A 25,376-nucleotide genomic window follows, 5' to 3' on the forward strand; every position below is an offset into this window, starting at 1 on the left:
TCATGACAGGCCCGACGATCGAAGATCCGGGACGCGCACGCCGGACTGACGTCCTCACCGCGGCAGCCCGGGCTCGCTCGGCAGCCAAGTTCGCCGCGGCGGAGACGGCGATCCGGGCGCTGCGCAAGCGCGGCGAACCGGTCACCTTTCAAGCGGTCGGGCGCGAAGCCGCGGTCTCCCACACGTTTCTCTACGGGAACGCCGAGCTACGCCGCCGGATCGAACACCTGCGCGGACAGCGTCGGCGACCGGCACAAAGCCCTGCACCGTCCTCACCCGGCGGCGGGTCGGCCGACGAGAACTCCCAGACCTCGACTCTGGTCGCCGCGCTAAGCGCCGAGCTCGCCCGGCTTCGCAAGGCCCACCGCGACGAGGTCACCGCCCTACGAGCCGCTCTCGAACGTGCTCACGGAGAGAACCTCGACCTGCGCCGCGAACTACAGAACCGCGCGCCCTTCTGACAGCGCTCACGACCACCTCAAGCGGCCGCGACAGCAGGCACGCGACGACATCCGATCGCTCCCGCCCCTGCTATCGAAGGCACGTCTGACAAGCACAAACAGGAGAAGCTCAGGATGCATCGGCAGATAACGTCCGGGGGAGAGCACCTCTACTTCACCGCCCCGAAGGATGCGCGGATTAGGAACTCGGCCGGTCGCCTCGGCTGGCTGGTGGACGTGCGGGCGGAGGGCGGCTACGTGGTCGCGGCCGGTTCAGTGGTTCGCGGCCGCCGCTACCGAGCGACGGACGCCGAGGTCGCGCAGCTGCCCACCTGGTTGGCGTCGCTCCTCACCGACCACGAGGCCCGGGACACTAAGGACTCGGCCAAGGGCGGTCGCCGAGCGAACTTCACGCCGCTCCTGGACGTCGTCGGTCGTCGCTCCGCCTACGTGGCCGCAGCCTTGCGCGGTGAGCTGGGCAAAGTCCTCGCCGCGCGGCCCGGCTGCCGCAATCACACCGTGAACGCCGCCGCGTTCGCGCTAGGCCAGCTCGTCGGAGCAGGTCTGCTCACGGAAGGGCTGGCAGTAGCGGCCCTGTCGGAAGCCTCCGCAGCGATCGGGCTCCCGCCGCGAGAGGCGGACCGCACCATCCGCTCGGGCCTGTCCGCCGGGTCTCGCACTCCGCGCCGTACGACCTTGGAGGGACGGACGTGACCAGGCGTCGCACCGCCAACGACATCCTCAACGGCCTCGACGCCGACCGACACCTCCGCGCCCTCCACGGCGAGGACCTGCCGCAGAGCCAGGGCTGGGATGCCGATCCGACGCCGCTGACCCCGCGCCGCCTCGTCCCGCCCTTCCCCGTCGACGCGCTACCGCCGTGGGTGGCGGACATGGTCATGGCGGTCGCCGAGTTCACCCAGACCCCGCTCGACCTGCCCGGCTGCCTCGCCCTCGCCGCGCTCTCCACCGCTGCGGGTGGGCGGGCCGAGGTCGAGATCCGCCCCGGGTGGCGCGAACCGCTCAACCTCTACACCGTCGTCGCGATGCCACCCGGCTCACGCAAGAGCGCAGTGTTCGCCGCGATGACCGCACCGCTGCTGGAGGCCGAGCGCCAGCTCATCGATGCCGCCCGCCCCCGGATCGTGGAGGCGGAGCTGGCTTGCAAGATGGTGGTGAAGGAAGCCGAGCGGCGCTCGATCGACGCCGCGAACATGCGCGATCCTGCGGCCCGAGCCGAGGCCCTCGCGGCAGCCACCGACGCCACTATCGAAGCCGAGAAGCCCGTCCCCGCGCTGCCACGTCTGATCGCCGACGACGTCACCACCGAAGCCGCCGCGTCCCTGCTCGCCGAACAACAGGGCCGCCTCGCGGTCCTGTCGGCTGAGGGTGGAATCTTCTCCACTCTGGCCGGCCGCTACTCAAGCGGCGTTCCGTCCCTTGAGGTCTTCCTGAAGGGCCATGCAGGCGACCTGCTGCGGGTGGACCGCAAGGGCCGCCCGGCCGAACATGTCGCAGCTCCCGCCTTGACACTCGGCCTGGCGCTGCAGCCCGAGGTCCTGACCGACATTGCGAAGATGCCCGGCTTCCGCGGCCGTGGCCTCCTGGCCCGGATCCTCTACTCGCTGCCGGAGAACACCGTGGGCCGCCGCCAGGTCGGCGCGCCGGCGGTCCCGGCTCCGATCGCCAATACCTATGCCAGCCGCCTGACCAGGCTCGTCCTTCACTTGGCCGACCACGACGAGCCCCGCCGTCTACGGTTGAGCCGCGAGGCCGACCGCGAAGTCCTCGACCTCGAACGGCGCCTCGAGCCGCGCCTGGCCCCGCACGCCGACCTGGCCCACATGACGGACTGGGCCTCCAAACTCAACGGCGCGATCGCACGCCTCGCAGGGCTGCTGTTTGTCGCCGACGTGCTCCCCACCGGCTGGGGCGAGCCCATCCCGCCTCGCCGCGTCGACGCTGCTGCACGACTGGGCCACTACTTCCTCGGCCACGCCCTCGCCGTCTTCGACCACATGGGAGCGGATCCGACCGTTGACGACGCCCACGCCGTCTTGGACTGGATCAGGCGCACTGGCGCCCAGCGGTTCACCCGCCGGGACGCCTTCACCGGGCTGTCCCGATCGCGCTTCCGGAAGGTCACCGACCTTGAAGCTCCCCTGGCGCTCTTGGAAGCCCACGGCTTCATTCGGAGCACCGCACCGGCTGCGCCGACCGGCGGGCGCCCGTCCTCACCGCGCTGGGAGGTCCATCCCCGTGCCGCGAAAGCCGCAGAAGCCGCAGAACTCCGGGGGTGAACACCTTTTGCGGCTTCTGCGGCTTCTGCGGCAGGGCAAGTGCTTCTGGAGCCGCCATCGCGGCCCGGGGCGAGGCCGCGCCGATCTGGCCCAATCCCCAGACCGCACCGGGACTCGGTGGTTTGCCACGACGGGGTGGAGTCCGGCATCGTGTGCGGCTGCAGCGGTTACAGTCAGTCTTGACGGTATACCGATCATGGGATCGGGAACGGGCGTACCCGATCGAGTGGTGAGTCGTTGTAGCAGCAAGCGGCGATGTCGCTGTCGGATGCTGACCTCGAGGAGGAGGACGGTATGGACGGAGAGACGCGAGTGGCGCTCATGCGCCGCCGGGACTCCGGCGAGTCCTGGGTCGCGCAGGGGCACCGGCTGTCCAAGCCGCAGGCAGACGAGGTCGTGGAGCTGCTGCTCGCCGCCCGCCGTCAGCTCTCGGACGACCTGCTCCCGCACCCCGAGCACGTCGTCGACTACCCCTCGGCGCGGGCGGTGCTCAGCGCCGTCTGGACCTCGGCCGTCACGACGGTGACAGCCGCGGCGACCGGAGGCAGTGCAGCCGTCAGCACTGACTTGGTATCGCTACTCCAGTCGGTCAAGGAGGTCGACGAGCGCATCCTTGTCGCGCAGGTCCGCTACCGGGACCAGGCCTTTCAACGGGTCCGGGACGCTTTGGCGATGCTGGGCGAGGCGAAGAGCAGCAAGGCCCTCGTCGACCTGGCACCCGTCACCGCGTGCAGCCTCGGCTTCGACCGGTCGATCATCTCCCGGGTCGAGGACTCGCTCTGGATCCCCGAGCGCGTGCACGTCGAGAGGGACACCCAGTGGGCCGAGGAGATCCTCGAGGTCGGGCGTGCCCAGCCACAGGTCCTCAACGGGACGCTGGTGGAGACGGAGATGGTGCGCCGCCGGACGCCGATCCTCGTCGACCAGGTGCAGGACCGGCCCGGTGTGCACCGCCCCATCGCCGACGCCTCGATGTCCCGCAGCTACTCGGCCGCCCCGATCATGATCAAGGGCGAGGTGGCGGGCTTCGTGCACGTCGACTGCTACTACCAGCAGCGCAACCTCGACGAGGCGGACCGGCAGGTTCTCGCCATGTACACCGAGGGACTCGGCCAGGCGTTGTCCCGCACCATGGTCCTCGACCGGCTCGACGGGATCCGCTCGGACATGGACAGCCTCACCCGGAGGGTCTCGGAGGCGCGCGACGACACGGGCGCGCCCTGTCCGTGGGGGATCGAGGAGCCGGTGCTCCAGGCGGACTCGCGCCGTCCCCGCGTGACGGCGGGGGTCGAGCAGTTCCTGCATCATGCACCAGTCGATCCCACTCTGACCCGGCGCGAGGTCGAGGTGCTCCGGCTCATGGCGGCGGGAGACACCAACGCCCGCATCGCCCGACGCCTCGTCATCTCCGAGGGCACCGTGAAGTCGCACGTCAAGCACGTCCTGCGGAAGCTCGGCGCGGCCAACCGCGCGGAAGCCGTCTCGCACTGGCTGCGGATGGGGCAGGGGATGCAGCGTGAGCACACCAACCCCGGTGACGCCTGGCGCTGAGCCGGACCCGGTCGCCGTCCCGGCGACCGTCGACGCCTATCTCGCACGCCTCGACCGCGCGAGTCGGGGCCACCGCCGATCGGTCCGGGCTGACCTGCGTGCGTTGGTGTGGACCTCCGTCGCCCGCGAGGTGGGCGGCGACCCGGCGCCTGCCCGCGTGGCCGCCGCGTTGGCCGCCCTCGGCCAGCCCGAAGATCTCGCCGCCGGGTCCGGCGGCGTCCCCGCCGCGCCCGCCGGCAAGCGTGCGGCGCCGCCGTCGTGGACGTGTATCCACCTCCTCGGTGCGTCCGCTCTGACCCTTGGTGTCACGACCGTCGTGGGCGTCATCCGGCTGTGGCGCGATCGTGAGTGGCGGCGACTTCATGTACTCAGCGCAATCATGCTCATCGTTCTGGGCGGCGTGCTCGTGCCTCTCCTGACTCCTCTCGGAACGGTCGTCGGAGGAGCGATCGGCCTCGTGGCCGTAGGCCCACTCGGTGCTGCCGGCTACCTCGCGGCAGTGCGCAAAATCGCCCCCTGAACACCCGTAACCTTGTGCCTTCCCGCTCGTTGGCGGCCTCTTCTACCCCTCAAGGGGGAGGGGTATACGCCCCCAACGGGAGGTGTGCCCCACGCCACCGGTTGGACAGACTCCCACTAGACGCAGTCCGCCGTCATCCGACTACTCAGGGTGACTATCGGACAGACTCAAGGGAGAGCGATGACCGCGCCTGGGACGATCGCCCAGCAGCCCGCCCGGGCTGCCGCGCCGCCGCGCCGTAAGGCGGGAGGCGGCCTGAGCCGTGTCGTCGGACCGTTCGTGACGGCCGGCGAGATGTGGCAGCTGATGGTCAAGGTCTTCGTCATGGCGGTCCGCCACCCGGTGGGCTACTGGGGCGACGTCCGAGACCAGTGCTTCGACATCCTGAAGCTGACCTGGCTGCCGATGTCGCTGGCCGCCTTCGGCTTCGGGTTCGGCGCCCCTGGGCTGACCGGTGGCGCCATCTTCTACGTCTTCGGCATCCCCTACCGCCTCGGCTCGTTCTTCGAGTTCGCGAGCGTGCGGGAGTTCGCGCCGTTCATCAACGGCATGGTCGTGGCGGGCGTCGTCGGCACCGCGATCACGGCGGACCTCGGTGCGCGCCGGATCCGCGACGAGATCGACGCCATGGAGGTCCTCGGCGTCGACCCGATCCGCACGCTCGTCCTGCCCCGGGTCCTGGCTTGCGTGATCATGACCGCGGTCCTCGACATCATGGCGCTGGTCGTGGGGCTGGCCAGCGGCTGGGTCGCGGCAGGGCCGATCTTCGACGCCAGCTATGCCGCCTATTACGGCAGCCTGTTCGACCTGCTGAACACCGCGGACTTGTGGGGCAGCGTCGTGAAGTGCGCGCTCTACGGCCTGATCATCGGGGTCGTGTGCTCCTACGTGGGGCTGAACGCCAAGGGCGGCCCGATCGGCGTCGGCAAGGCCGTCAACCAAGCGGTCGTCATCGCCTTCGCCGGCATCTGGGTCATCAACTTCGTCTTCACCCTCACGCTGCTGGGCCTCAACCCCCAGATCAGCGTCTACAAGTAAGGAGGCCGTCCGATGACCATGCTCGACGACCGGAACGGCCCTCGTGACCCGGCCCCGCAGCTGAAGGCGCCGGCGCCCAAGGACGTGGACCTCGGTTTCTCGGCCATCACGACGCGGATCCGCAACGGCTTCGAGGAGGCCGGGGACATCGGCCGGTTCACGGCCGACACCGTCAAGGACTTCCCGGACATGTTCCGGCGCTACGTCCCCGAGGTGTTCCGCCAGGCCGGGGTCATGATCTTCAGCTCCGCGCTGATCATCTGGTTCATGATGTTCATCATGGGCGGGCAGTGCGGCCTGGAGGCCAGCTACACGCTCAAGCAGATCGGTGCCCCGCTCTACTCCGCGGTGTTCGACGCCTACTGCGGGCTCCGCGAGCTCTCGGTCTACATGTGGGGCTGGATTCTCGCCGCGAAGGTCGGCTGCGGCTTCGTCGCGGAGATCGGTTCGATGCGCATTGCCGACGAGGTCGACGCCATGGAGGTCATGGGCATCAAGTCCAAGTCCTACCTGGTAGGCACCCGCATCGCCGCCACCATCATCGCGGTCCCATTCATGTACGCAGTGGGCCTGGCCATCCTCTACTGCGCAATGTACCTGATCACGGTCGTCAACCTGGGTGGTGTCTCACCAGGTGGCTTCCTCTACCTGTTCTGGCTTTACCAGAGTCCCTACGACTCGTTCGCCGTGATGTGCAAGATCATGGCCGAGTCGATCGTCATCGTCGGTGTCGGCCTCTACTACGGCTACAACGCACGTGGCGGTCCCGTCGGAGTGGGCCGCGCGACGGCCAAGTCGATGATCATCAACCTTGTGTTGATCTCGGTCATCGGCACCATCGGCACGCTGGCCTTCTGGGGCCTCGACGCCAACTCGCCCATCGCCAACTGATTCGCTGCCCGGGCACTGCTCCCCGCCGCCGCCCGGCTCCGCTCCCCTGGAGAACCCCCGTGAACTCCCCCATGCACCGCGACGCGCCCACCGAGCAGTTCTCGGCCGTTGCTCAGGCGCCCACGCGCGGCCCCGGCTGGTCGCTCGAGACTCGCGACTTCCACCACGGTGACGACCCGATCCTGCAGGTCCGCGGCCTGGCGAAGTCTTTCGGCTCGACCCAGATCCTGAAGAACATCAACTTCGAGTTCCAACACAACGCCATCACCACCGTCCTGGGCCCCTCGGGTACCGGTAAGTCGGTGCTGATCAAGCACCTCGTCGGGCTGCTCGCCCCGGACGCGGGCGAGGTCCGCGTCGGCGGCCAGGACATCTGGGCGATGAGCGAGAACGAGCGGTACGACATGCGGACCCGCTTCGGCGTCTGCTGGCAGGACGGGGCCCTGTTCGGGTCCATGAACCTCTACGACAACGTCGCCTTCCCGCTGCGCAAGCACACGCGCAAGTCGGAGAAGGAGATCGAGCAGATCGTGATGAAGGCGCTCGACGAGGTCGGCCTCGGCAAGGCCGCCCACAAGGCGCCGAACGAGGTCTCCGGCGGCATGAAGAAGCGCGCGGGCTTCGCCCGCGCCCTGGTGATGAACCCGGACATCGTGCTTTTCGACGAGCCGGACTCGGGCCTCGACCCCGTCCGCACCAGCCTGCTCTGCGACATCATCATGGACGTCCACAACCAGCACGGCGGGACCTACCTGCTGGTCACGCACGACATCAAGACCGCGCGGAAGGTCAGCGACTACGTCGGCCTCATCTGGAAGGGCGAGGTCGTGCACTACGGGCCGGCGCAGGAGGCGTTCGAGCACCAGGACCCGTTCGTGAAGCAGTTCCTCGCGGGACAGTCCGCCGGCCCGCTGGGCATGGACTGATGGCCGCCCCCCAGACCCGCCCGGTCGTCCCGATCGTGGCGGGGGTGCTCGCGCTGCTCCTGGTGGCCGGCCTGGTCCTCGCGTTCAGCGGCGGCGGCCGCTACACGGTCACCGCCGTCATGCCCGCCGGCAACCCCAACCTCATCGAGGGGGCGCCCGTCTACATCGACGGCTTCGAGGCGGGCTCCATCGAGACCATCGAGCCCGAGAACAACCAGGCCGTCATCACGGTGTCACTCGACCGCGACCTCGCCCCTCTGCACGCGGGGGCGTTCTTCCACGTGCAGTGGAAGGCGCTCGTCGGTGAACGGTTGCTGTTCATCGAGGACGGTCCGAAGGAGAACGCGGAGATCCCCAGCGGCGGCATGGTCGAGGGCGACTTCCCCAAGCCGACCGAGGTCGCCGACATCCTGGCTGCGCTCGACCCGGCGACCCGGGAGAAGCTCGGCTCGCTGACCGAGACCCTGCAGACCACCGTGAAGGGGCACGAGCAGGACCTCAACGGCACCCTGCAGACCGCGGGTCCGGCACTCGCGGCCGTCGGCGAGGTGCTTCGGGGCATCGGGACCGACGGGCCCGCGATCAACGCCCTCGTCACGGACCTGAACTCGACGATGGCGACCATCGCGAACCGGCAGGATGCACTGAGTGGGGTCGTCACCGACCTGTCCACCAGCTCGAAGGCCATGGCCGCTCAACGTGAGCAGCTCCGGGCCGCCCTGCAGAAGCTGCCCAGCACGCTCGACATCGCGCAGGGCACGCTCGGTCGGGTCCCCGGTGTCACCGAGGAGACCCTCCCGCTGCTGTCCGACCTGGAGTCGGCCACCGCCAAGCTCCCGGGCGTGTCCGAGCAGCTCGCGCCGTTGCTCGCCGATCTGCGCCCCCTGGTCGCGGACCTGAAGCCGACGCTCGAGTCGGCGTCCCTGCTGCTGGACCGCACTCCGGGGCTGCTGGATTCCGCCCACGGCGCGCTGCCGGGGCTGAGCACCGCGGCGGACGCCTACACCCCGGCGCTGGACTTCCTGCGGCCCTACACGCCGGACGTCACCAGCTTCCTCACCAACTGGGGCGGTGCGGGCCAGAACTACGACTCGAACGGCCGCTACATGCGCATCTTCGCCCAGGAGGGCACCACCAGCCCGGATGTGAACCCGGGCGTCACCCCGCCGGGGATCCAGCACGAGGACGCACCGGCGCCGTTCAGTGCCCTCGACACCGCGGGCAACGGCCCGGTCGACGCCGGCGGGGAGGGACCCCGATGAGTCTCGGAATCTCCAAGGCGAAAATCGTCGCCGTGGCGGCGGTGGCGCTGGTCGCCGCGACCGGCGCGGCCTCGGGCCTCGACGCTGCTCAGGACGACGGCCGCGTGATCATGACCGAGTTCGCCGACGTCAGCCCGATCCTCGCCGGCCAGCAGGTCAAGGTGAAGGGCGTGACGGTGGGTGAGATCGGCGAGCCGAGCTACCTGCCGGACCGCAAGATCTCCCTGGTGCCGCTGCACGTCGATGCGCGGGCGCTGCCCGTCCACACGGACGCGACGGCCAGGGTGGCGCCACTGAGCCTGTTGGGTGAGCGCTACATCGACCTCGACCCCGGCAGTGCGGGTGCTCCTGAGCTGCCGCGAAACCAGTCGATCACCGCCGACAAGACCGGCCAGGCCCAGGACCTGCAGGACATCCTCGACACGCTGGACGACCCGACGGCGGCGGGGCTCGCCTCGCTGGTCACGACGCTCGGTCAGGGCGCCGACAACAACGGCGAGAACATCCAGAAGACCCTCGCCGCCCTGGCCCCCGCGATGGGCGACACGAACAAGCTCGTCTCGGTGCTGTCGGACCAGAACGAGCTGCTGGGCCGGGTCGTCGACCAGGTCCAGCCGGTGACGTCGGCCCTGGCGGCCGACGACGGGAAGAAGCTCGACGGGCTCGTCGGCTCGGCGAAGTCGCTGCTCGCGACGACCGCCCGGCGGGACGCGCAGCTGCGCGCCACCCTGACCGAACTCCCCTCGACCCTCGCGGCGGCCCGTCAGACACTGGCTGACCTCACCGGGACGGCGCAGTCGGCCTCGGTGACCCTGGGAAACCTGCGACCCACCACGGACAACCTCGTTGCCATCAGCCAGGAGCTGCAGGCGTTCGCGGACTCAGCAGACCCGGCGCTGGCCTCGGCCGACCCGGTGCTCGATCGGGCGAGCGAGCTGCTCGACGCCGCTCAGCCGGTCGCCGCGTCGCTGCGTGCGGCGGGTCCGGACCTGCGTGAGACCGTCGACGGCGCCGAGCCGATCGTCGGGGAGCTGCAGGGCAACCTCGGCGGCGTCCTCGGCTTCATCCGCAACTGGGCGCTGACCACCAACCAGAAGGACGGCCTCTCGCACTATTTCCGGGCCAACTTCGTCGTCAACCCGGATGCGGTGTCCGGGTTCCTGCCCGGCGGCTTGCCCTCCACGGCGCAGTTGCCGGGGGCCGACCCGACACCCGACCCGCAGATCCAGACGCCCGCCCCCCGGCCGGATGACCTGCCCACCCCGGGCGGCCTGCTCCAGGGCCAGCCCGACCCGAGCGGAAGTGCCACCGGTCTCGAGCCGGAGCAGGAACGCGGCGCGCTCGGCTTCCTCCTGGGAGGTAAGTGATGGCACAGACGTCAGCTGGTGCCGCGGCCCGCAAGGCCCGCAACGCCCGCTCACGGGCGGCTGTGATCGGTGTGCTCATGGCGGTCGGCGCGCTGTTCTTCCTCTACGTGGCGCTCAATGCGCCGAAGGGGCTGCCGTTCGAGCCGCACACCTACCGCAAGGTCGCCGTCTCCGACGTCGGTGACCTCGCGGTGGGCAACGACGTCCGGTTCGCCCAGGTCCGGGTCGGTCGGGTCGACGACATCGCGCTGCAGGACGGCCAGGCCGTCGTCACCATGCAGATCGACGACGTCGACTCGCCCATCTACAAGGACGCGCGGGCCGGAGTGGTCGGCCGGTCCGGCCTGGGTCAGCTCTACCTCGATGTCGACCCAGGCACCCCGGCCGCGGGCGAGCTCGGCGAGGACGACGTGCTGCCCGCGGACCGCTCGCTCGGATCCGTCCAGCTGCTGGACCTGGCCGGCGTCTTCGACCCGGCCACCCAGGACGGTGCCCGCACCACCCTGCAGCAGGTCGGCAACGGTGCGGCGGGACACGGCCAGGACCTGCAGGACTTCCTGGCCGCCTCCCCGCAGATTCTGCCTGACCTGGGCACGACGGCCCGCTCGCTGTCGGTCGACGACGGGCGGGACCTCACCGCCATGCTGCGGTCGCTGGAGAGCCTCAGCTCCCGCTTCGATGGCAGGCAGCAGGAGATCAGTGAGCTCGTCGGCCAGCTGGACACGACTCTCGCCGCGGTGAACGCCGACAACGGCGACGCACTGGGCAAGACCCTGGATGTCGCGCCCGTGGCGATGACCGAGGTCCGCAAGGCCCTGGTCGATCTGCAGCAGCCGCTACGTACCACGACCTCCGCAGTCACCCAGCTGCAGCCCGGGGCCCGCTCGCTCGGCGACGCGACCCCGGACCTGCGGGGCGTGCTCACCGAGGCGCCGCAGCCCCTCGACAAGCTACCCGGGGTCGCGGACACGGCTGAGCCTGCGCTCGGCTCGCTGACCCCCGCGTTCACCGACGCCCAGCCGGTGGCGCCGAAGGTCACCGAGGCCGTCGACTTCGCGCACACCCCGCTGCAGGTCCTGGCGCCGTACGCACCGGAGATCGCGCAGTGGTTCACCAACGCGGGCTTCGCCCTCTCCGACGGTGACGCCGCGGGCCACTGGCTTCGGTTCACCCTGCTGCCGCGGGTGGAGAGCGTGTCGGGGGCCGCAGGACTTGCCGATCCGCTCCGTCAGGGCGACGCCTACCCGGGTCCCGGTGAGGTCCCGAACCAGGCGTCGAACGGCATCCTCCCGCTCCCCCTCGGTGGAGGTAACTGATGTCCGTGCAGACCCCTCCGCCGCCGGCGGCGGCGAAGAAGCCGAAGCAGAAGAAGCGACTCCCCACCGCCGTCGTCGCGCTGATCGTCTTCGGCCTGGTCATCGGGTCGCTGATCGCCGCGATCGGTAAGCCCCAGCTGACCACCTGGTTCGCCGTCCTCGGCGGTGACCAGGTGCGGCACGTGCACTTCGCCGCCAACCAGTTCCTGCTGGAGGACACCAGCAAGGTGAAGCTGGCTGGCGTCGACTCCGGCGTCGTGGACAGCGTCGTGCCCGCCGCGGACGGTGGTGCGGACGTCACACTCGTCGTCGACAAGGCCGTGATCGAAGCGGCGGGGGACACCCCGTCGGCTCGTCTGCGCCCGACGACGCTGCTCAGCGGTCTGTTCTACATCGAGATCGTTCCCGGCGGGGACAAGACGTCGGAGTGGACCGAGGACATCCCGGTCGACCGCACCCGGCTCCCCACCGAGGTCGACGACGTCGCCGAGCGGCTGCAGCCCGACGCGCTCGAAGGCGCCAAGGCCGCGGTCACCCAGCTCGACACCACGCTCGGCGCGGCGGGCGGCAATGACGAGCTGCACAAGCTGCTCGCGGACGCCCCCGGCACGCTGGTCCCCGCCGGGGGTGCCCTCGACGCCCTGCGCGGCACCAGACCGGACGTCGACCTGCCCGCGCTGGTGACCAACCTTCAGAAGACCTCCGCGGTCCTCACGAAGCAGGACGGCCAGCTGGACGCGATCATCGCGACGCTGAATGACACCAGCGGCGTCCTTGCGGACACCGCGCAGCCGGTGGCCGACGCGATCGGCATGCTCCCGGCCACGCTGGACACCACGAACGCGGGTCTGACCCGCCTCGACGGCAGCCTCGACCGGCTCAAGGACACGGCAGGGCCGGCGCGGCCCGCCGTCCAGGAGCTGGACGGGCTGCTCGAGACGGCAGAGCCGGTGCTCGCCGACGCCCGTCCGCTCGTGGCGGACCTACGCGTCGCCCTGCAGGACACCCGTCCGCTGGTGGGTGACCTGGTCCCGACGAGCGCGGGCGCGACGCGCGTCCTCGACGACATCGAGGGCCCGGTCCTCGACCGGCTCAACGGCCCGGTTCGGGACGCTCTGTACAGCGGCTACCAGGGCACCGGCCCGTACCAGTACACGCAGGGCGACAACCCCTTCTACACGGAGATCGGCTACATGTTCACCGGCCTCGCCAAGGCGGGCGCCTACGTGGACCCGAACGGTCACGCGGTGGCCTTCCACCCGGGCCCCGGCATCGGCACGGTGTCCGGCCCGGTCAGCCTCGAAGCGATGTACCAGCAGCTGTTCCACGGAACGGGAGAGCGGTGATGGCAGGCGTGTCCGCCCTCAGACGAGGGTTCGACCGGGTTCGCAACGAGCCCGGCATGGGGCGCAACGTGATCGCGCTGGTGGTGGTGCTCGTCCTCGGCATCATCTGCGGGGGCTACATCCTCAGCCAGCAGCGGTTCACCGTGCCGTGGGAGGCGCGGACGTTCGTCTACGCGACCTTCGACGAGGCGCCGGCGCTCGCGCCGGGCCGCGGCCAGGAGGTCCGGATGGCCGGCGTGCCCGTCGGTGACATCCGCGAGTCGGAGCTCGACGAGCAGGGCCACGCCAAGGTCCTGCTGGCCATCGACAAGAACCTCTATGCGGACCCGGTGTACGACAACGCCACCGTCGTGCTTCGGCCGAAGAGCCCGTTGAACGAGATGTACATCGAAATGGACCCGGGCACCCCGCAGGGCCACGCCCTGCCGGACTACGGGGTACTCCCGCTGGGCCGGGCCAAGGCCCCCGTGCAGGTCGACGCCGCGCTGTCGCACCTGGACACCAACACGCTGGCCGCGGTGCAGAGCCTGCTGGAGGCCTCGGACGTCGCGCTGGCCAACGCGCCGGAGGACCTGCCGGGCGGACTCGCGGCGACCGACGAGGTGGTCAAGAACCTCAAGCCGGTCGTGGAGCAGCTCGACACCCGTCGCGAGCGGCTGGCAGGACTGGTCACCTCGGTGTCCCAGCTCTCCACCGCCTTGGGCGGGGACGACGCGCGGCTCACCGACCTCGCGAACTCGCTGCAGACGACGCTGAAGGCGGTCTCGGACCAGAGCGTCGCCCTACGGGACAGCCTCAACCAGCTGCCCGGCGTCGTCGACCAGCTGGGATCGGCCACCGGGAGCGTCCAGCAGCTCAGCGACCAGCTCGACCCGACACTCGACAACGTTCTGGCCGCAACCGAGACGCTGCCCGGCTCGTTGAACCGTCTGACCGACACGGTCGAGACCCTCGACACGACGGTCGACAAGGCTCGTCCGGTCGCGGAGAAGCTGAAGCCCTTCGCGGCCGACCTGCGGCCCTTCGTCGCGGACCTCAACGGCTCGATGCCCGACCTGCAGTCCATCTCGGGTCGGCTGGACCCGGTGACGGCAGGGCTGGTCCAGTACCTGCCCGACCTGGAGGCGTTCGTCTACCAGACGGCGTCCGTGACGAGCATGCAAGACGCGAACGGCGGCATCCTCCGCGGGCTGCTGCAGTTCGGTGACGCGACCCTGCCGATCCCGGGAGCCTCCGAGCTCTCGCCGACCCCGCGCTAGGAGGTGGCCCCGTGAAGATCTCGTACTCCGCGCTCCCAGCTATCCGGACGGGCATCCTCGTCGCGTTCGTCGCCCTCTCGGGCTTCGTGTTCCTCTACTTCTGGACCTCGGTGGGCGGCTACGTGCCGCTCTACACCCAGAAGGCCTATCAGGTGAAGTTCGACGTGGACCAGGTCAACAACCTCGTCCCGCAGAGCGACGTCACGGTGGCCGGCATCATCGTCGGCGAGGTCGAGTCGGTCACACCGACGGCGGACGGCAAGGCCGCGGTCGTCGCGAACATCACCGACGACAAGGTCCTCCCCCTCCACGAGGGCGTCAACGGCCGGATCAACGCGAAGACGCTCGTGGAGGAGACCTACGTGTCCCTCCAGGACGGCACCGGCCCCGTACTCCCGGACGACAGCGTCCTCCCGGAGGGCGCGGTCCAGCCAGCCGTCACGATCGACGACGTCGTCCGGGCGCTGCCGGACGACAAGCGGGTCGCTCTGGCGGGCACCCTCCAGTCCTTGGGGGCCGCGACCGCGGGCACCCAGGACGGCGTTTCCGGGGCCCTCCACGGGCTCGGCGCGCTCGGACGCGAGGGTGGCACGGCGCTGGAGGCGTTGTCGGCGCAGTCCGCGCAGCTCGAGGAGCTCTCGGCCAACACCACGAAGGTGCTGGCAGCGCTGGACACCCGGCGCGGCCAGATCGCGGAGCTGGTCAGCGACGCGAACCTGGTGACGCAGGCGACGTCGGGCAGCTCCGAGGACATCCAGACCGTCATGCGGAAGCTGCCGAGCGTGCTCACCACGGCGAAGGACGCGAGTGACGACCTGTCGCGGTTGGCCACCGGCCTGCAGCCGGTCGCGGACAACCTCGACCGGGCCGCGCCCTCGCTGAATGCGGCGCTCAACGAGCTCCCGGCGACGACGGGCGACCTACGCACCCTGCTGCCGGCGCTGGACCAGACCCTGGACAAGGCCCCGGCCACGCTGGACCGCGTTCCGGTGCTGTCCGACGACCTCGTCGACCTGATGCCGAACGCCGACAAGGCACTGGCGCAGCTCAACCCGATGCTGAAGTACCTTCAGCCCTACGGCGGGGACCTGTACCAGTTCTTCACCAGCTTCGGATGGACAGTGTCGCGCGGCGACACCAACGGCACGCTGCTGCGCGTCATGCCGGTGTTCCACGCCCAGTCGTTCAAGGGCAATCCGGTGCCGATGAACGAGCTCGCCCCGCTGGACGACAACGACCCCTACCCGCGGCCGGGTACCCAGGACAACCCTCCTGACGACAGCCCGCCGCCGCAGGTCGACGAACCGTCGACCACCGGGAACTGATGAGGTCGGCCGTGAACGAGGTGGCGTCCGGGCTGTGGCGTAGGGCGGTTCCCGCCCTGCGCCCCACCCGGCGCCGCCTGGCGGGCGTGCTCGCCGTGGTGCTGGTGGCGGTGTTCGGCGTCGCCGGGCTCGCCCGGGTCGACGTCGAGACCGGGGTGGAGTCCTTCCTCCCCTCGTCGGACCCGTCGGTGCAGCGCTACTCCGAGCTCGCGGCCTCGTTCGGCGGCGACCCCCTCGTGGTCCTGCTCCGCTCCGACGAGCGGTCGGCACTCCTGCAGCGGGACGCGATAGGCCAGCTCCTCGGAGCGGAGGGGGAGCTGTCCCGGCTCCCCGACGTCGCCTCGGTCTACGGACCCGCCACCACGCTCAATCAGCTCTCTGCGCAGGCCCAGCGCCTGCTCGCGGAGCTGACGGGCCGCCGGGACGGCCTGCGGACCTTCGCCGCGAACGAGGCTCGTGCCCAGGGCGCGTCCGAAGCCGCCGCCGCGGCGGCGGGGGAGCGGGCGGTCGCGGACTTCGACCAGCGCTACGGCCCGCTGATCGTGCAGGGCCTCCCCGTCGGGCTGCCGACGCTGCGCAACCAGCGCTTCATCGACAACGTGCTCTACAACCCCTCCGGCGAACCGCGGCCCCAGTGGCGCTACGTCGTGCCGGACGACCACTCGGTCGCGATCCTCATCCGGCCCCGTGAGGGTCTGTCCCAGGACGCCACCGAGCGGCTCGTCGCGGCGGTCCGCGAGACGGTCGACGGGGCCGTCGCCCAGGGCATGCCTGCCGCCGACGTGACGGTCTCGGGGGTGCCGGGGATCGTGGCGGCGCTCGGACAGGCCGTGGACCGCGAGATCCCGCTGATCGGCGGGATCGCGGTGGGCGCCATCGCCCTCTGCCTGTTCCTGGTGCCGTGGACCGCCCGCCGACGGCGGCTCGCCCCGCTCGCCGTGACCCTCGCCGCCACCGCGCTGACGGTCGCGGTCCTGGGCTGGCTCGGTCGCCCGGTGTCGCTCGGGGTGGTGGCCTTCCTGCCGGTCCTGATCGGCCTGGGGACCTTCTACCCCACGTACTTCGCCCGTGGCGCGCGGCCACGGACCGTGCTCGTCGTGGCGGGCGGGACGACGGCGGGCTTCGCCACCCTGGCGTTCTCGCCGCTGCCGTTCGTCCGCGACCTGGGCCTCACGCTCGCGATCGGCATCGTGTTCGCCGTCGCGCTGGGGTGGCTCGCGTTCCGGAGGGCGGACCCCGCTCCCGCGTCCCCCGCCGCCGTCGCCCGGCCCCGCCCGTCCCGGCGCGCCCGCATCGGTGCGACCGTCGCGGCCGGGGCCATCGCCCTCGGCGGCTGGGCGACACTGCCCTTCCTCACCCTCCAGACCAGCATCGACGACCTGACCTCGGGCCTGCCCGCGGTGGCGGACGCGAACCGCGTCGAGGAGGTCCTCGGCAGCGGCGGCGAGCTCTCGGTCGTCCTCACCGCGGACGACGGCCACTCCGTCCTGAGCCCCGAGGCTTGGGCCTGGATGAACGAGGCGCAGCAGACCGTGGTGCGGTCGCACGGCGACGAGGCCCGCCCCGCCCTGTCGGCCACCGGCATGCTCGGGTTCCTGGGGACCGAGCCCACCCAGGAGCAGATCGACGCCGGGATCCGTCTCCTTCCGCCGTACCTGACCAACGCCGTCGTCCGCGGTGACGCCCGCGTGTCGACGATGTCCTTCGGCGTCCGGCTCGACGACCTCGACCGGCTCCGGGACCTCACCACCGCCCTGAACGCCGAGCTGCCCGCCCCGCCGCCCGGCTACCGCGTCGAGCTCTCCGGCCTGCCCACCGTGGCGGTCCAGGGCTACGACCTGGTCTCGGCGGACCGCTACCTCGCGAGCCTCGCAGGCCTGGTCGCCGCGGGCGCGGTGCTCTTCGCGGGCCTGCGCAGGCGCAGCGACGCGACCCGTGCGGTCGCGGCAGCGGTGCTGGCCACCGGCACCGAGCTGTTGCTGCTCTGGGCCTCCGGCACGCCGCTGAACCCGCTGACCGTCGCGCTCGGGTCGCTGACCGCGGCCGTCGGGTGCGAGTTCACGGTGATGATGTGCGACGCTGCACGCCACGGCGACAAGCGGCTGCGGACCGCGGTCACCCTGGCCGCGCTCACAGCGGGCGCCGGGTTCGCGGTCCTCGCCGTGTCGCAGCTGGCCGTGATGCGGGAGTTCGGTCTTCTGCTGGCAGGCTCGGTCCTGCTCTCCGCCCTCGCCGCGCGGCTCGTCGTCGCGGTGCACCCCCCGCTCCCCGCGTCCCGGCCGGACGATGCCGGACCGGACGCGTCCTCCGACACGCCCCCGCTCGTAGGAGTCTCCCCATGAAGGTCGACGAAGACCGGCACGACACCGGCGCTGAGGAGGTCGGTGCCACCGCCCCCGGCGCGGACAGCCCCGACACCCCCGACACGCCCGCCGAGGGCGCCGCCGGCGACGCGACCGAGGTCGGCGCGGACGCCCAGGCCGGTGAGCAGGCCGTTGCGACCGACGCCGAGTCCGGCGAGCCCGCCGCCGAGTCCGGCGAGCCCGCCGCCGAGTCCGGCGAGACCGACTCCGAGGCCGCCGGGTCCGCCGAGTCCGCCGAGTCCGCCGGGAGCGACGCCGCCGAGACGGCCGAGCCCGCGGAGCGCTCCCGCTCGGCCGCCGGGCGGATCCTCCACCGGAGCGTGCACGCGGTCCGCCACCCCCGCGTCCCGCGGACGTGGCCGGGTCGGATCGTGGCCGGGGTGGTCGTGCTCGCGCTGCTCGCCGGCGTCGGCGGGTTCGTCTGGTATCGCGCCACCGCACTCCCCGAGGGAGCGGCGCTGGCCGTGGGCGACCGCGTCGTGACCGTCGCCGAGCTCGACGACCGCGTGCAGACCCTGCACGCCCTCTACGGCGTGCAGGCCCCGACCGGGGACCCCGCCAAGCTCGACGCGTTCCGCCGCGACGCCGCGAAGGCCGTCGCCGTGTCGCTGGTGCTCGACGGCCAGGCGCAGCAGCTCGGCGTCGGGGTGGCCGACACCAAGGTCCGCGAGACCCTGAACGGCTACATCACCCAGCAGCTCGGCCCGGGCCCCACGGCCCATGACGACTTCGTCAAGGTGCTCGGCAACGTCGGGACCACCGAGGACAAGGTGCTCGACGAGATCCGCCAGCAGATGGCCGTCGGCGCGCTGTTCACGAAGGTCACCGAGGACGTCACCACGACCGACGAGGACGTCCAGGCCGCCTTCCCGCGGTACGCGGACCGGCTCGGGGTCCCGGAGACCCGGGCGCTGCGCAACATCGTGGTGACCAACCAGGACGCCGCGAACCGGATCGCCGACAAGCTCCGAGGCGGCGCGGACTTCGCGGAGCTGGCCCGGTCGTCGAGCATCGACACCAGCACCCGGGACAAGGGCGGCGACCTCGGCACGGTGAGTGCCGACCAGCTCCAGTCCGACTACGGCAAGGCCGCCTTCGGGACCCCGGCGGGCCAGGTGTTCGGCCCGCTGCAGAACCAGTTCGGCTGGAACGTCGGCCAGGTCGTCTCCGTGACGCCGGGGACACCGGCCCAGTTCGACCAGGTGAAGGACAAGCTCCGCCAGCTGGTGGACTTCGACCGCCGGGTCGACGCGTGGGGCGCCTGGATGCGCCAGGCGCTCGAGGACGGCGACGTCCGCTATGCGGAGGACTACACCCCCGCGGACCCGCTCGCCATCCCGACCGGCGCCCAGCCGGGTGCCGCTCCCGCCCCGGGCTCCGCCCAGCCGGACACCGCGGTGCCCGCCGCGCCACTCGCGCCCGGGGGCGGCGGGTGACCGTCGTCGCGATCTTCGTGGTGCTCGGCCTCGCGGTCGGCTCCATGGGCTGGTGGGGACGGCGCAACGCGAGCTCGCTCGGCGCCGTCCCCGGCATGCCCGCCGAACACGTCGAGCACCGCACGGCGGTGCTCCGTCGCGGCGCGACGGTCTGCTTCGTGGTCGGGGCCTGCATGGTCGTCGTGGGCGTCGCGGCCCCGTTCCTCTAAGAACCGCTCGGCGGGCCGATCAGGTAGAGCGCGGCGAGGGTCGCCACGACGATCAGCGCCGCCGCCGCGACCAGGATGATCCGTTGGTCGATCTCCCAGGTCCGCGGCTCGTCGTCCTCGCCGATAGCTCGGTGGGCGTCGGCGAGGGTGGGGGGCCCGCCCACGTCCCCGCCGACGAACCGGCGCTCGAACTCGGCACCGTCGTCGATGCCCCGCAGCAGGGCCTCGGCCGGGCCCGCACCCACGATGCGGCCGTGGCAGAGCACCGCGAGCGTGCCGCCCAGCTCCCGGGCCAGGCCGAGATCGTGGGTCGTCACCAGCACGGTGGCGCCGGTGCGCTCATGCTGGTCGAGGATGACCTCGACGAGCCCGGCGGCGTGCGGGCCGTCCAGCCCGGTCTCCACCTCGTCGAGCACGAGCAGCCGCGCCTCCGGGGCGAGCGCGCGGGCGAGCGCGAGCCGCCGGCGGGCGTGCGCGGGCATCGCGGAGGGCAGCGCGTCCCTCCACTGCTCCAGGCCCAGGGAACTCAGCAGGCGCACTGCCCTGCGGTCGCGTTCGGCCTCGCCGATCCCGCGCTCGCCGAGGCCGTAGCCGAGGTTCTCCCACGCGGTGAGGGAGCCGAACAGCGAGGTGTCGAACAGCGATGACCCGCCGAGCAGCACGCCGCTGTCGCGCCGCAGGGCCCGGAGTCGGTCCTCGCTCGCGGCGAAGACGTCCTCGCCGTCGATCCGGACCCGGCCCGCGTCCGGCGCGCGCAGCCCGGCGAGGTGGTTCACGAGGGTGGTCTTGCCGGCCCCGGAGGGTCCCATCAGCACCGTCACCGACCCGGGAGCGAGCCGGAGACCGAGCCGGACGAGCACCGGGTCGCCATCGAGGACGGTCGTGACCCGGCTGAGCTCGACGCCGGGACCTGGTTGCGCAGGCATCGACGGCCTCCGATGGTCGTGTCGGCCGACGGTAGCAATCAGTGACCTGACGATCGGCCCTCCGTAATGGGGATATCCCTCTCTCGTCCTGGGTGCTTTCGTCCCGGACAGAGCTTCGCCCGCCTTAGCCTGCGGCTATGTCGCACCCCGATCAGGTCACCGGGCCCATGCCGGTCACCCGGTACGCGGACGAGGACCGGTCCGACCGCCTGCCGCGGCGGGTCGTCGTCTCCGGCGTCGCCTGGGTCCTCGTCGCGGCCACGGCGGTCGTCGGCTGGATCGGTACGGGGGAGGCAGGCGCCAGTGGCGTCGATGACGAGTCGCTCGGCCGCATCCAGGGCCAGCTGGGGGAGTCCACGGTCGACGGTCCGTCGGCCGCGGTTCCACCGGTGCTGCTCCTCGTGGTCGCCGCACTCCTGGCGCTCGCCACGATCGGGCTCTTCGCCCGCCGGGCCGTCATGCGTCTGCTGCTCGTCGTGCTCGGGGTCGCCGCGATCGTGCTGCTCGCCCTCGTGGGCCGTTGGGAGACCCTGCCCGCGATGGTCTTCGCCGTGGTCGGCACACTCCCCCTGGTGACCGGTGGCGCGCACCGATGGCTGACGTCGCGGTGACGCCGCGGCACGGACGAGGAGGTCCGACCATGTTTCCGGGATGGGAATGGTTCTCGGTGCGGGTGGATTGGGTCCACCTGGCCCGCGGCGCATCACTGTGCTTCAGCGTGCTGGTGATCGGCGGGCTGTCCGCGCCGCTGGCCTCGCGGATCCCGCTGATCGGGCCGGCGTGGCTGATCATCACTGCCGTCGTTGCCTTCGTCGCGGCGGGGTATCGGATCGGGGACGCCGCGGTGCCCCGCCTGCACGGCGCTGCCGCTGCGGTCGCGGGGTACCTGCTGGTCCTCCCACTCGTCGCCATGGCGACCCGGTCCCTCGACCCCGTTCAGCTCGGCCTCACAACGCTCACCGCGGTCCTGATGGGGGGGCTTGCCGGCCACTTCGCCGGGCGCAACCGCGCACGCCGTCAGTCGGGCGGCTGATCTCTCAGCCGACCCGCAGTCGTCCGGAAGGGTGATGCCGGCGTCCGGGGCCCCCGGTCACGGTGACCACCCCCTTCGACCCGTCGACCTCGACGTGACCGCCGGTCGTGAGGACCCCGGTCGCCTCCTCGGTGGCGACGACGCACGGGACGCCCAGCTCACGGCAGGTGACCGCGGCCGGTGACCACCATCGCCCAGCGTCGACAACGAGGGCCGAGACGGCCGGCAACAGCGGGTTCCAGGCGGACGTGCCGGTGGGCACGGCGAGAACGTCCCCCGGCGAGAGCGCGGCAACCTCGCTCGGCGACCGCAGGACGGTAACCGGACCGTTGCCCGCGCCGGGGGCGGCCGGCGCCCCCGACAGCAGTTCGCCGACGGCGAGGCGGGGCAGCCCGCCCTCCCGCGGCCAGCGGACCGCCGCCGGGATCTCGCCCACGACGGTGACGGGTGCGCGGAAGGTGCTGAGTGCCCGGTGGTCGTAGCCCCGAAGGGAGAGCCCGTCGGGCACGACCCCACACGTCATCAGGGCGTCGAGCTCGTGCCGGGTGAGGTGGGGGAGATCCGCCCGGTGGATGTCGGTGCCCGGTCCGGGAAGCCCGTCGGCGATTCGGGCGAGGGCGATCCGCTGGGTCTGGGCGTACGCCGCGACCATTTCGGCGGCCCGATCACGCACGTCCAGCCAGACGTGTCCCCAGCCCGCGGGATCGGCGGGGACCGAGGCGATCCGGCGGCGACCCGCAGGCGCCGACGAGTCCGGGAGGTCCCGGAGCAGGTCGACGATCGCGAGCAGCTCGAGCGAGTTCCCGGCCCAGCTGCCCGCGGCCAACTCCCACGGGTTGGGACCGTGGTGTCCGTAGGAGACAACGACGGTCTCGATGGCCTGGTGCACACCGCGGACGGGACCGCTGCGGGACGCCGCGATCCGGTCGGCGAGCCCGCCCAGACCCTGGTCGAAGAGCGCCGCGACCTGACCGGCCGTCGCCGCCCGGCCGAGGGCCCACAGCACGTCCTCCACGTCGTCCCGGCTCGCGGTAGTCGTCCCGACGGCCGCGCCGGGACCGAGGGACTCGAGGGCGAGTTCGGCGAGGATCAGCAGGGTCAGCGCTTCCACCCGGGCGTGGTCGTGCTGGAACGTCGCGGCCGGCTCGACCGAGTGGTCCGGGTCCGGGGCGAGTCCGGGATCGGCGACCCGGCGCTGCGCGTCCGGAGCCAGCTCGGCGACCCAGGGGGGCGGGTGGTCGGCGGCGCTCGACGGCGAAGGGTCGAGGACCCGCTCGTCGAGCCAGACGTGTCCTCCGACCCGCGCGAGTCCGCCGCCCGCGGGCAGGCCGATCCGCTCCAGGGCAGCGTCCAGGGCAGCATCCAGGTCGGCGGCCGGGCCCGCCGACAGCGAGAAGGCGGTCAACGGGCCCGTCAGATGGTCGCCGAGGAGCGTTCGTGAGTATCTGGGGCGCTCAGGCACGTGTCGCTCCCCCCACCGGTCGATGTCGGGCGCAGTGTGCAGCGACTGTCATTTACAGTCAACTCAGACTGTTTCGCAATCAGTCCCGTGAACTGGGAAAACACTCCCGATATCGGTCGTTCGAGAGAGGTAGACACCCCGCACGGGCGATGCCCGGGCAATCGGCCCGACAGAAGGATTCCCACCGTCGGCAGCCGTGTGCGAAGGAGAGCCCGTGTTCCCAGGAGTCCATGCGAAGACGCATCCGGACAAGGCCGCGATCATCGAGGCCGAGACCGGTCGGGCCACCACCTATGCAGAGCTCGACGAGCGGTCGCTGCGGCTGGCGCGCGTGCTCGCCGACGCGGGCCTGCGGCGGGGTGACCATGTCGCGTTCCTGTCCGAGAACGCCCCTGAGGTGTTCGAGGTGTATTGGGCCGCGCTGCGTTCCGGCCTCTACGTCACGGGCATCAACCATCACCTGGCTCCCGCCGAGGTCGCCTACATCGTCAACGACTGTGGGGCCCGCGCGCTGATCGTCGGCGCGTCCAAGGCGGAGCTTGCGACGGACGTCGTCGCCGAGACGCCGAACGTGCAGCTGCGGCTCGCATTCGGCGGAGCCGTGCCGGGCCACGGCTCCTATGAGGACGCGCTGGCGGGCGTCACCGCCGAGCCGCTCGAGAGCCAGCCCCGCGGCGCGGACATGCTCTACTCCTCCGGCACCACGGGCCGTCCCAAGGGGATCAAGCCTGCTCTCCCGGACCGCCAGGTCGACGAGCCCGGAGACATGTTCACCGCCGTGTTCGGGAAGATTTACGGGTTCGGTGAGGACACCGTCTACTACTCCCCGGCTCCGACCTACCACGCCGCGCCGCTGCGCTTCGGAGGGATCGTGCAGGCGCTCGGCGGCACGCTGGTCATGGCGAAGAAGTTCGACGCCGTCGCGGCGCTGGAGGCCATCGCGCAGCACCGGGTCACGCACAGCCAATGGGTTCCGACCATGTTCGTGCGGATGCTCAAGCTCCCCGAGGAGGTGCGCACCGCCTACGACGTCTCGTCGCTGCGGGTCGCCGTGCATGCCGCGGCGCCCTGCCCCGTCGACGTGAAGCAGCAGATGATCGACTGGTGGGGTCCGATCCTGCAGGAGTACTACTCCTCGACCGAGGGCAACGGGATCACCCTGATCGACTCGGAGCAGTGGCTGCGCAAGCCTGGCTCGGTCGGGAAGGCGGGCCTGGGCGTCATCCACATCTGCGACGACGACGCGGGCGGCAAGGAGTTGCCGGTCGGCGAGGTCGGCACCGTCTACTTCGAGCGCGAAGCCGTGCCCTTTGAGTACCACAACGACCCCGAGAAGACGCGTGCCGGCCAGCACCCGGACCACGAGAACTGGTCGACCACCGGTGACGTCGGCTACCTCGATGACGAGGGCTACCTCTACCTGACCGACCGCAAGGCCTTCATGATCATCTCCGGCGGGGTGAACATCTACCCGCAGGAGGTCGAGGACTGCCTCACCCTGCACCCCAAGGTCTACGACGTGGCCGTGATCGGCATCCCGGACCCCGAGATGGGCGAGCAGGTCAAGGCGGTGGTGCAGCCCGCCCACGGCGTCGTCATCGGCCCCGAGCTGGAGGCGGAGCTGCTGGAGTTCGTCCGCGAGCGGATCGCGCGCTACAAGGCGCCGCGCAGCATCGACTTCACGGACACGCTGCCGCGCAGTGCCACCGGCAAGCTGGTGAAGCACCAGATCAAGGAGCGTTACACCGCGAAGGTCTGATCACCACCGCCATCAGGGCCCCGGACGCGGATACGCGCTCGGGGCCCTTCGCACGTCCCTCCACAGTGGCTGGTGAGTGCCCCGATGGGGATGGCCGATGGAGGCACGGATCCACCACCGGCGGGCGATGTGGCGGGGGCCTCGTCCCGGCGACCATTCGTCACGTTGCTGATACGCACGGTGACAGTCGGTCCGCCGCCGTGCCGAATCCCCGAGGAGAACCAGATGGGCTACTTCGCCGACGCCAACGAGGTCGACAAGTACATCGGTGGCGTGTTCCGCGCCGCAGCGGAGCACCCCGAGTCGGGCCCGAAGTTCCGCTCCGCCGGCATCAACCTGCGGGTCCTGTACACCGACCCTGACGTGGAGATGTGGGTCCTCATGCGCGAGCCCGCCATGGAGGTCACCACCGGCCCGTCGGACGAGACCGCCGACATCACGCTGATGATGCGCAGCGACACCGGCGACAAGTACTGGCGCGGGGAGTACAACCTGGCCGTCGGTCTGGCCAAGGGCGAGGTCAAGGCCAAGGGCCCGGTGAACAAGATCCTGAAGCTGGTCCCGCTGACCAAGCCGCTGTTCCCGATGTACCGCGACCTGGTGGCCGACAAGGACGCGGCCCAGGCCTGATTCGGCTGCGCGAGAAG

23 protein-coding genes are annotated in these 25,376 nt (G+C 71.2%); 21 read left to right on the forward strand and 2 right to left on the reverse strand.

The genetic code is table 11. The annotated features are described in order from the left end of the window. The first annotated feature begins 2 nt into the window (after window positions 1-2). The 17 genes from LWC33_RS15430 (at window position 3) to LWC33_RS15510 (ending at window position 19,549) form a co-directional block, all read left to right on the forward strand. The gene (locus LWC33_RS15430) at window positions 3-461 is read left to right on the forward strand and encodes a DUF6262 family protein (protein ID WP_233305072.1); all 459 of its coding nucleotides are present in this window, start codon (window positions 3-5) and stop codon (window positions 459-461) included. A 114-nt stretch (window positions 462-575) separates the two neighbouring features. After that, on the forward strand, window positions 576-1,154 hold the full coding sequence (locus LWC33_RS15435) for a bifunctional DNA primase/polymerase (protein WP_233305073.1): 579 nt from the start codon (window positions 576-578) through the stop codon (window positions 1,152-1,154). Continuing rightward, complete coding sequence (locus LWC33_RS15440; RefSeq protein WP_233305074.1) at window positions 1,151-2,740, forward strand: YfjI family protein; 1,590 nt, start codon at window positions 1,151-1,153, stop codon at window positions 2,738-2,740. The genes LWC33_RS15435 and LWC33_RS15440 overlap by 4 nt, the downstream gene beginning before the upstream one ends. 294 nt (window positions 2,741-3,034) lie before the next feature. Further along, window positions 3,035-4,291: a LuxR C-terminal-related transcriptional regulator gene (locus LWC33_RS15445; protein WP_233305075.1), complete on the forward strand. Its 1,257-nt coding sequence runs from the start codon at window positions 3,035-3,037 to the stop codon at window positions 4,289-4,291. Next, window positions 4,257-4,811 carry a hypothetical protein gene (locus LWC33_RS15450; RefSeq protein ID WP_233305076.1) on the forward strand — a complete coding sequence of 185 codons (555 nt, stop codon included), beginning with the start codon at window positions 4,257-4,259 and terminating at the stop codon, window positions 4,809-4,811. Before LWC33_RS15445 ends, LWC33_RS15450 begins: the two co-directional genes overlap by 35 nt. Window positions 4,812-4,991: 180 nt before the next feature. Further along, window positions 4,992-5,849: an MlaE family ABC transporter permease gene (locus LWC33_RS15455; protein ID WP_233305077.1), complete on the forward strand. Its 858-nt coding sequence runs from the start codon at window positions 4,992-4,994 to the stop codon at window positions 5,847-5,849. Window positions 5,850-5,861: 12 nt separating this feature from the next. Then, window positions 5,862-6,740, forward strand: a complete 879-nt coding sequence (locus LWC33_RS15460; protein ID WP_233305078.1) for an ABC transporter permease — start codon at window positions 5,862-5,864, stop codon at window positions 6,738-6,740. A 59-nt stretch (window positions 6,741-6,799) separates the two neighbouring features. After that, on the forward strand, window positions 6,800-7,666 hold the full coding sequence (locus LWC33_RS15465) for an ABC transporter ATP-binding protein (protein ID WP_233305079.1): 867 nt from the start codon (window positions 6,800-6,802) through the stop codon (window positions 7,664-7,666). Further along, entirely contained in the window at window positions 7,666-8,928 is a 1,263-nt protein-coding gene (locus LWC33_RS15470) for an MlaD family protein (RefSeq protein ID WP_233305080.1), read from the forward strand. Before LWC33_RS15465 ends, LWC33_RS15470 begins: the two co-directional genes overlap by 1 nt. Next, window positions 8,925-10,295 (forward strand): MlaD family protein, encoded by a 1,371-nt coding sequence (locus LWC33_RS15475; RefSeq protein WP_233305081.1) that lies wholly within the window; start codon window positions 8,925-8,927, stop codon window positions 10,293-10,295. The genes LWC33_RS15470 and LWC33_RS15475 overlap by 4 nt, the downstream gene beginning before the upstream one ends. After that, the gene (locus tag LWC33_RS15480; protein ID WP_233305082.1) at window positions 10,295-11,611 is read left to right on the forward strand and encodes an MlaD family protein; all 1,317 of its coding nucleotides are present in this window, start codon (window positions 10,295-10,297) and stop codon (window positions 11,609-11,611) included. The genes LWC33_RS15475 and LWC33_RS15480 overlap by 1 nt, the downstream gene beginning before the upstream one ends. After that, window positions 11,611-12,957 (forward strand): Mce/MlaD family protein, encoded by a 1,347-nt coding sequence (locus tag LWC33_RS15485; RefSeq protein WP_233305083.1) that lies wholly within the window; start codon window positions 11,611-11,613, stop codon window positions 12,955-12,957. The genes LWC33_RS15480 and LWC33_RS15485 overlap by 1 nt, the downstream gene beginning before the upstream one ends. Window positions 12,958-13,013: 56 nt before the next feature. Continuing rightward, the gene (locus LWC33_RS15490; RefSeq protein ID WP_233305084.1) at window positions 13,014-14,216 is read left to right on the forward strand and encodes an MlaD family protein; all 1,203 of its coding nucleotides are present in this window, start codon (window positions 13,014-13,016) and stop codon (window positions 14,214-14,216) included. 11 nt (window positions 14,217-14,227) lie between these two features. Then, window positions 14,228-15,541: an MlaD family protein gene (locus LWC33_RS15495; protein WP_233305085.1), complete on the forward strand. Its 1,314-nt coding sequence runs from the start codon at window positions 14,228-14,230 to the stop codon at window positions 15,539-15,541. Between the two features lie 11 nt (window positions 15,542-15,552). After that, window positions 15,553-17,883 carry an MMPL family transporter gene (locus LWC33_RS15500; RefSeq protein WP_233305086.1) on the forward strand — a complete coding sequence of 777 codons (2,331 nt, stop codon included), beginning with the start codon at window positions 15,553-15,555 and terminating at the stop codon, window positions 17,881-17,883. After that, entirely contained in the window at window positions 17,880-19,340 is a 1,461-nt protein-coding gene (locus LWC33_RS15505) for a peptidyl-prolyl cis-trans isomerase (RefSeq protein WP_233305087.1), read from the forward strand. The genes LWC33_RS15500 and LWC33_RS15505 overlap by 4 nt, the downstream gene beginning before the upstream one ends. Then, complete coding sequence (locus LWC33_RS15510) at window positions 19,337-19,549, forward strand: hypothetical protein (RefSeq protein ID WP_233305088.1); 213 nt, start codon at window positions 19,337-19,339, stop codon at window positions 19,547-19,549. Before LWC33_RS15505 ends, LWC33_RS15510 begins: the two co-directional genes overlap by 4 nt. Here LWC33_RS15510 and LWC33_RS15515 read toward each other — a convergent pair. Beyond that, window positions 19,546-20,475, reverse strand: a complete 930-nt coding sequence (locus LWC33_RS15515; RefSeq protein ID WP_233305089.1) for an ATP-binding cassette domain-containing protein — start codon at window positions 20,473-20,475, stop codon at window positions 19,546-19,548. The two genes, LWC33_RS15510 and LWC33_RS15515, sit on opposite strands and share 4 nt — an antisense overlap. Before the next feature lie 137 nt (window positions 20,476-20,612). On the opposite strand from LWC33_RS15515, the gene LWC33_RS15520 reads away from it, so the two are divergent. Together LWC33_RS15520 and LWC33_RS15525 are read left to right on the forward strand one after the other, a co-directional pair. Further along, complete coding sequence (locus tag LWC33_RS15520; protein ID WP_233305090.1) at window positions 20,613-21,086, forward strand: hypothetical protein; 474 nt, start codon at window positions 20,613-20,615, stop codon at window positions 21,084-21,086. After that, window positions 21,068-21,508, forward strand: a complete 441-nt coding sequence (locus tag LWC33_RS15525; RefSeq protein ID WP_233305091.1) for a hypothetical protein — start codon at window positions 21,068-21,070, stop codon at window positions 21,506-21,508. The genes LWC33_RS15520 and LWC33_RS15525 overlap by 19 nt, the downstream gene beginning before the upstream one ends. 4 nt (window positions 21,509-21,512) lie before the next feature. Here LWC33_RS15525 and LWC33_RS15530 read toward each other — a convergent pair whose 3' ends face one another. Beyond that, on the reverse strand, window positions 21,513-22,913 hold the full coding sequence (locus LWC33_RS15530) for a PEP-utilizing enzyme (protein WP_233305092.1): 1,401 nt from the start codon (window positions 22,911-22,913) through the stop codon (window positions 21,513-21,515). 271 nt (window positions 22,914-23,184) lie between these two features. Here LWC33_RS15530 and LWC33_RS15535 point away from each other — a divergent pair, with 271 nt between their 5' ends. Together LWC33_RS15535 and LWC33_RS15540 are read left to right on the forward strand one after the other, a co-directional pair. Beyond that, complete coding sequence (locus LWC33_RS15535; protein ID WP_233305093.1) at window positions 23,185-24,729, forward strand: acyl-CoA synthetase; 1,545 nt, start codon at window positions 23,185-23,187, stop codon at window positions 24,727-24,729. Window positions 24,730-24,954: 225 nt separating this feature from the next. Further along, window positions 24,955-25,359, forward strand: coding sequence for a sterol carrier protein (locus LWC33_RS15540; RefSeq protein ID WP_233305094.1), 405 nt, complete (start codon window positions 24,955-24,957; stop codon window positions 25,357-25,359). Window positions 25,360-25,376: the final 17 nt, after the last annotated feature.

Origin of the sequence: Pseudonocardia terrae (assembly GCF_021343995.1) — a bacterium.
Lineage (GTDB): Bacteria > Actinomycetota > Actinomycetes > Mycobacteriales > Pseudonocardiaceae > Pseudonocardia > Pseudonocardia terrae.

Excerpts from the sequence above, each read along its gene's own strand:
- LWC33_RS15430 (WP_233305072.1), top strand. The coding sequence starts at position 3 with ATGACAGGCCCGACGATCGAAGATCCGGGACGCGCACGCCGGACTGAC.
- LWC33_RS15435 (WP_233305073.1), top strand. The coding sequence starts at position 576 with ATGCATCGGCAGATAACGTCCGGGGGAGAGCACCTCTACTTCACCGCC.
- LWC33_RS15445 (WP_233305075.1), top strand. The coding sequence starts at position 3,035 with ATGGACGGAGAGACGCGAGTGGCGCTCATGCGCCGCCGGGACTCCGGC.
- LWC33_RS15455 (WP_233305077.1), top strand. The coding sequence starts at position 4,992 with ATGACCGCGCCTGGGACGATCGCCCAGCAGCCCGCCCGGGCTGCCGCG.
- LWC33_RS15460 (WP_233305078.1), top strand. The coding sequence starts at position 5,862 with ATGACCATGCTCGACGACCGGAACGGCCCTCGTGACCCGGCCCCGCAG.
- LWC33_RS15470 (WP_233305080.1), top strand. The coding sequence starts at position 7,666 with ATGGCCGCCCCCCAGACCCGCCCGGTCGTCCCGATCGTGGCGGGGGTG.
- LWC33_RS15475 (WP_233305081.1), top strand. The coding sequence starts at position 8,925 with ATGAGTCTCGGAATCTCCAAGGCGAAAATCGTCGCCGTGGCGGCGGTG.
- LWC33_RS15480 (WP_233305082.1), top strand. The coding sequence starts at position 10,295 with ATGGCACAGACGTCAGCTGGTGCCGCGGCCCGCAAGGCCCGCAACGCC.
- LWC33_RS15485 (WP_233305083.1), top strand. The coding sequence starts at position 11,611 with ATGTCCGTGCAGACCCCTCCGCCGCCGGCGGCGGCGAAGAAGCCGAAG.
- LWC33_RS15490 (WP_233305084.1), top strand. The coding sequence starts at position 13,014 with ATGGGGCGCAACGTGATCGCGCTGGTGGTGGTGCTCGTCCTCGGCATC.
- LWC33_RS15505 (WP_233305087.1), top strand. The coding sequence starts at position 17,880 with ATGAAGGTCGACGAAGACCGGCACGACACCGGCGCTGAGGAGGTCGGT.
- LWC33_RS15515 (WP_233305089.1), bottom strand. The coding sequence starts at position 20,475 with ATGCCTGCGCAACCAGGTCCCGGCGTCGAGCTCAGCCGGGTCACGACC.
- LWC33_RS15520 (WP_233305090.1), top strand. The coding sequence starts at position 20,613 with ATGTCGCACCCCGATCAGGTCACCGGGCCCATGCCGGTCACCCGGTAC.
- LWC33_RS15525 (WP_233305091.1), top strand. The coding sequence starts at position 21,068 with ATGGCTGACGTCGCGGTGACGCCGCGGCACGGACGAGGAGGTCCGACC.
- LWC33_RS15540 (WP_233305094.1), top strand. The coding sequence starts at position 24,955 with ATGGGCTACTTCGCCGACGCCAACGAGGTCGACAAGTACATCGGTGGC.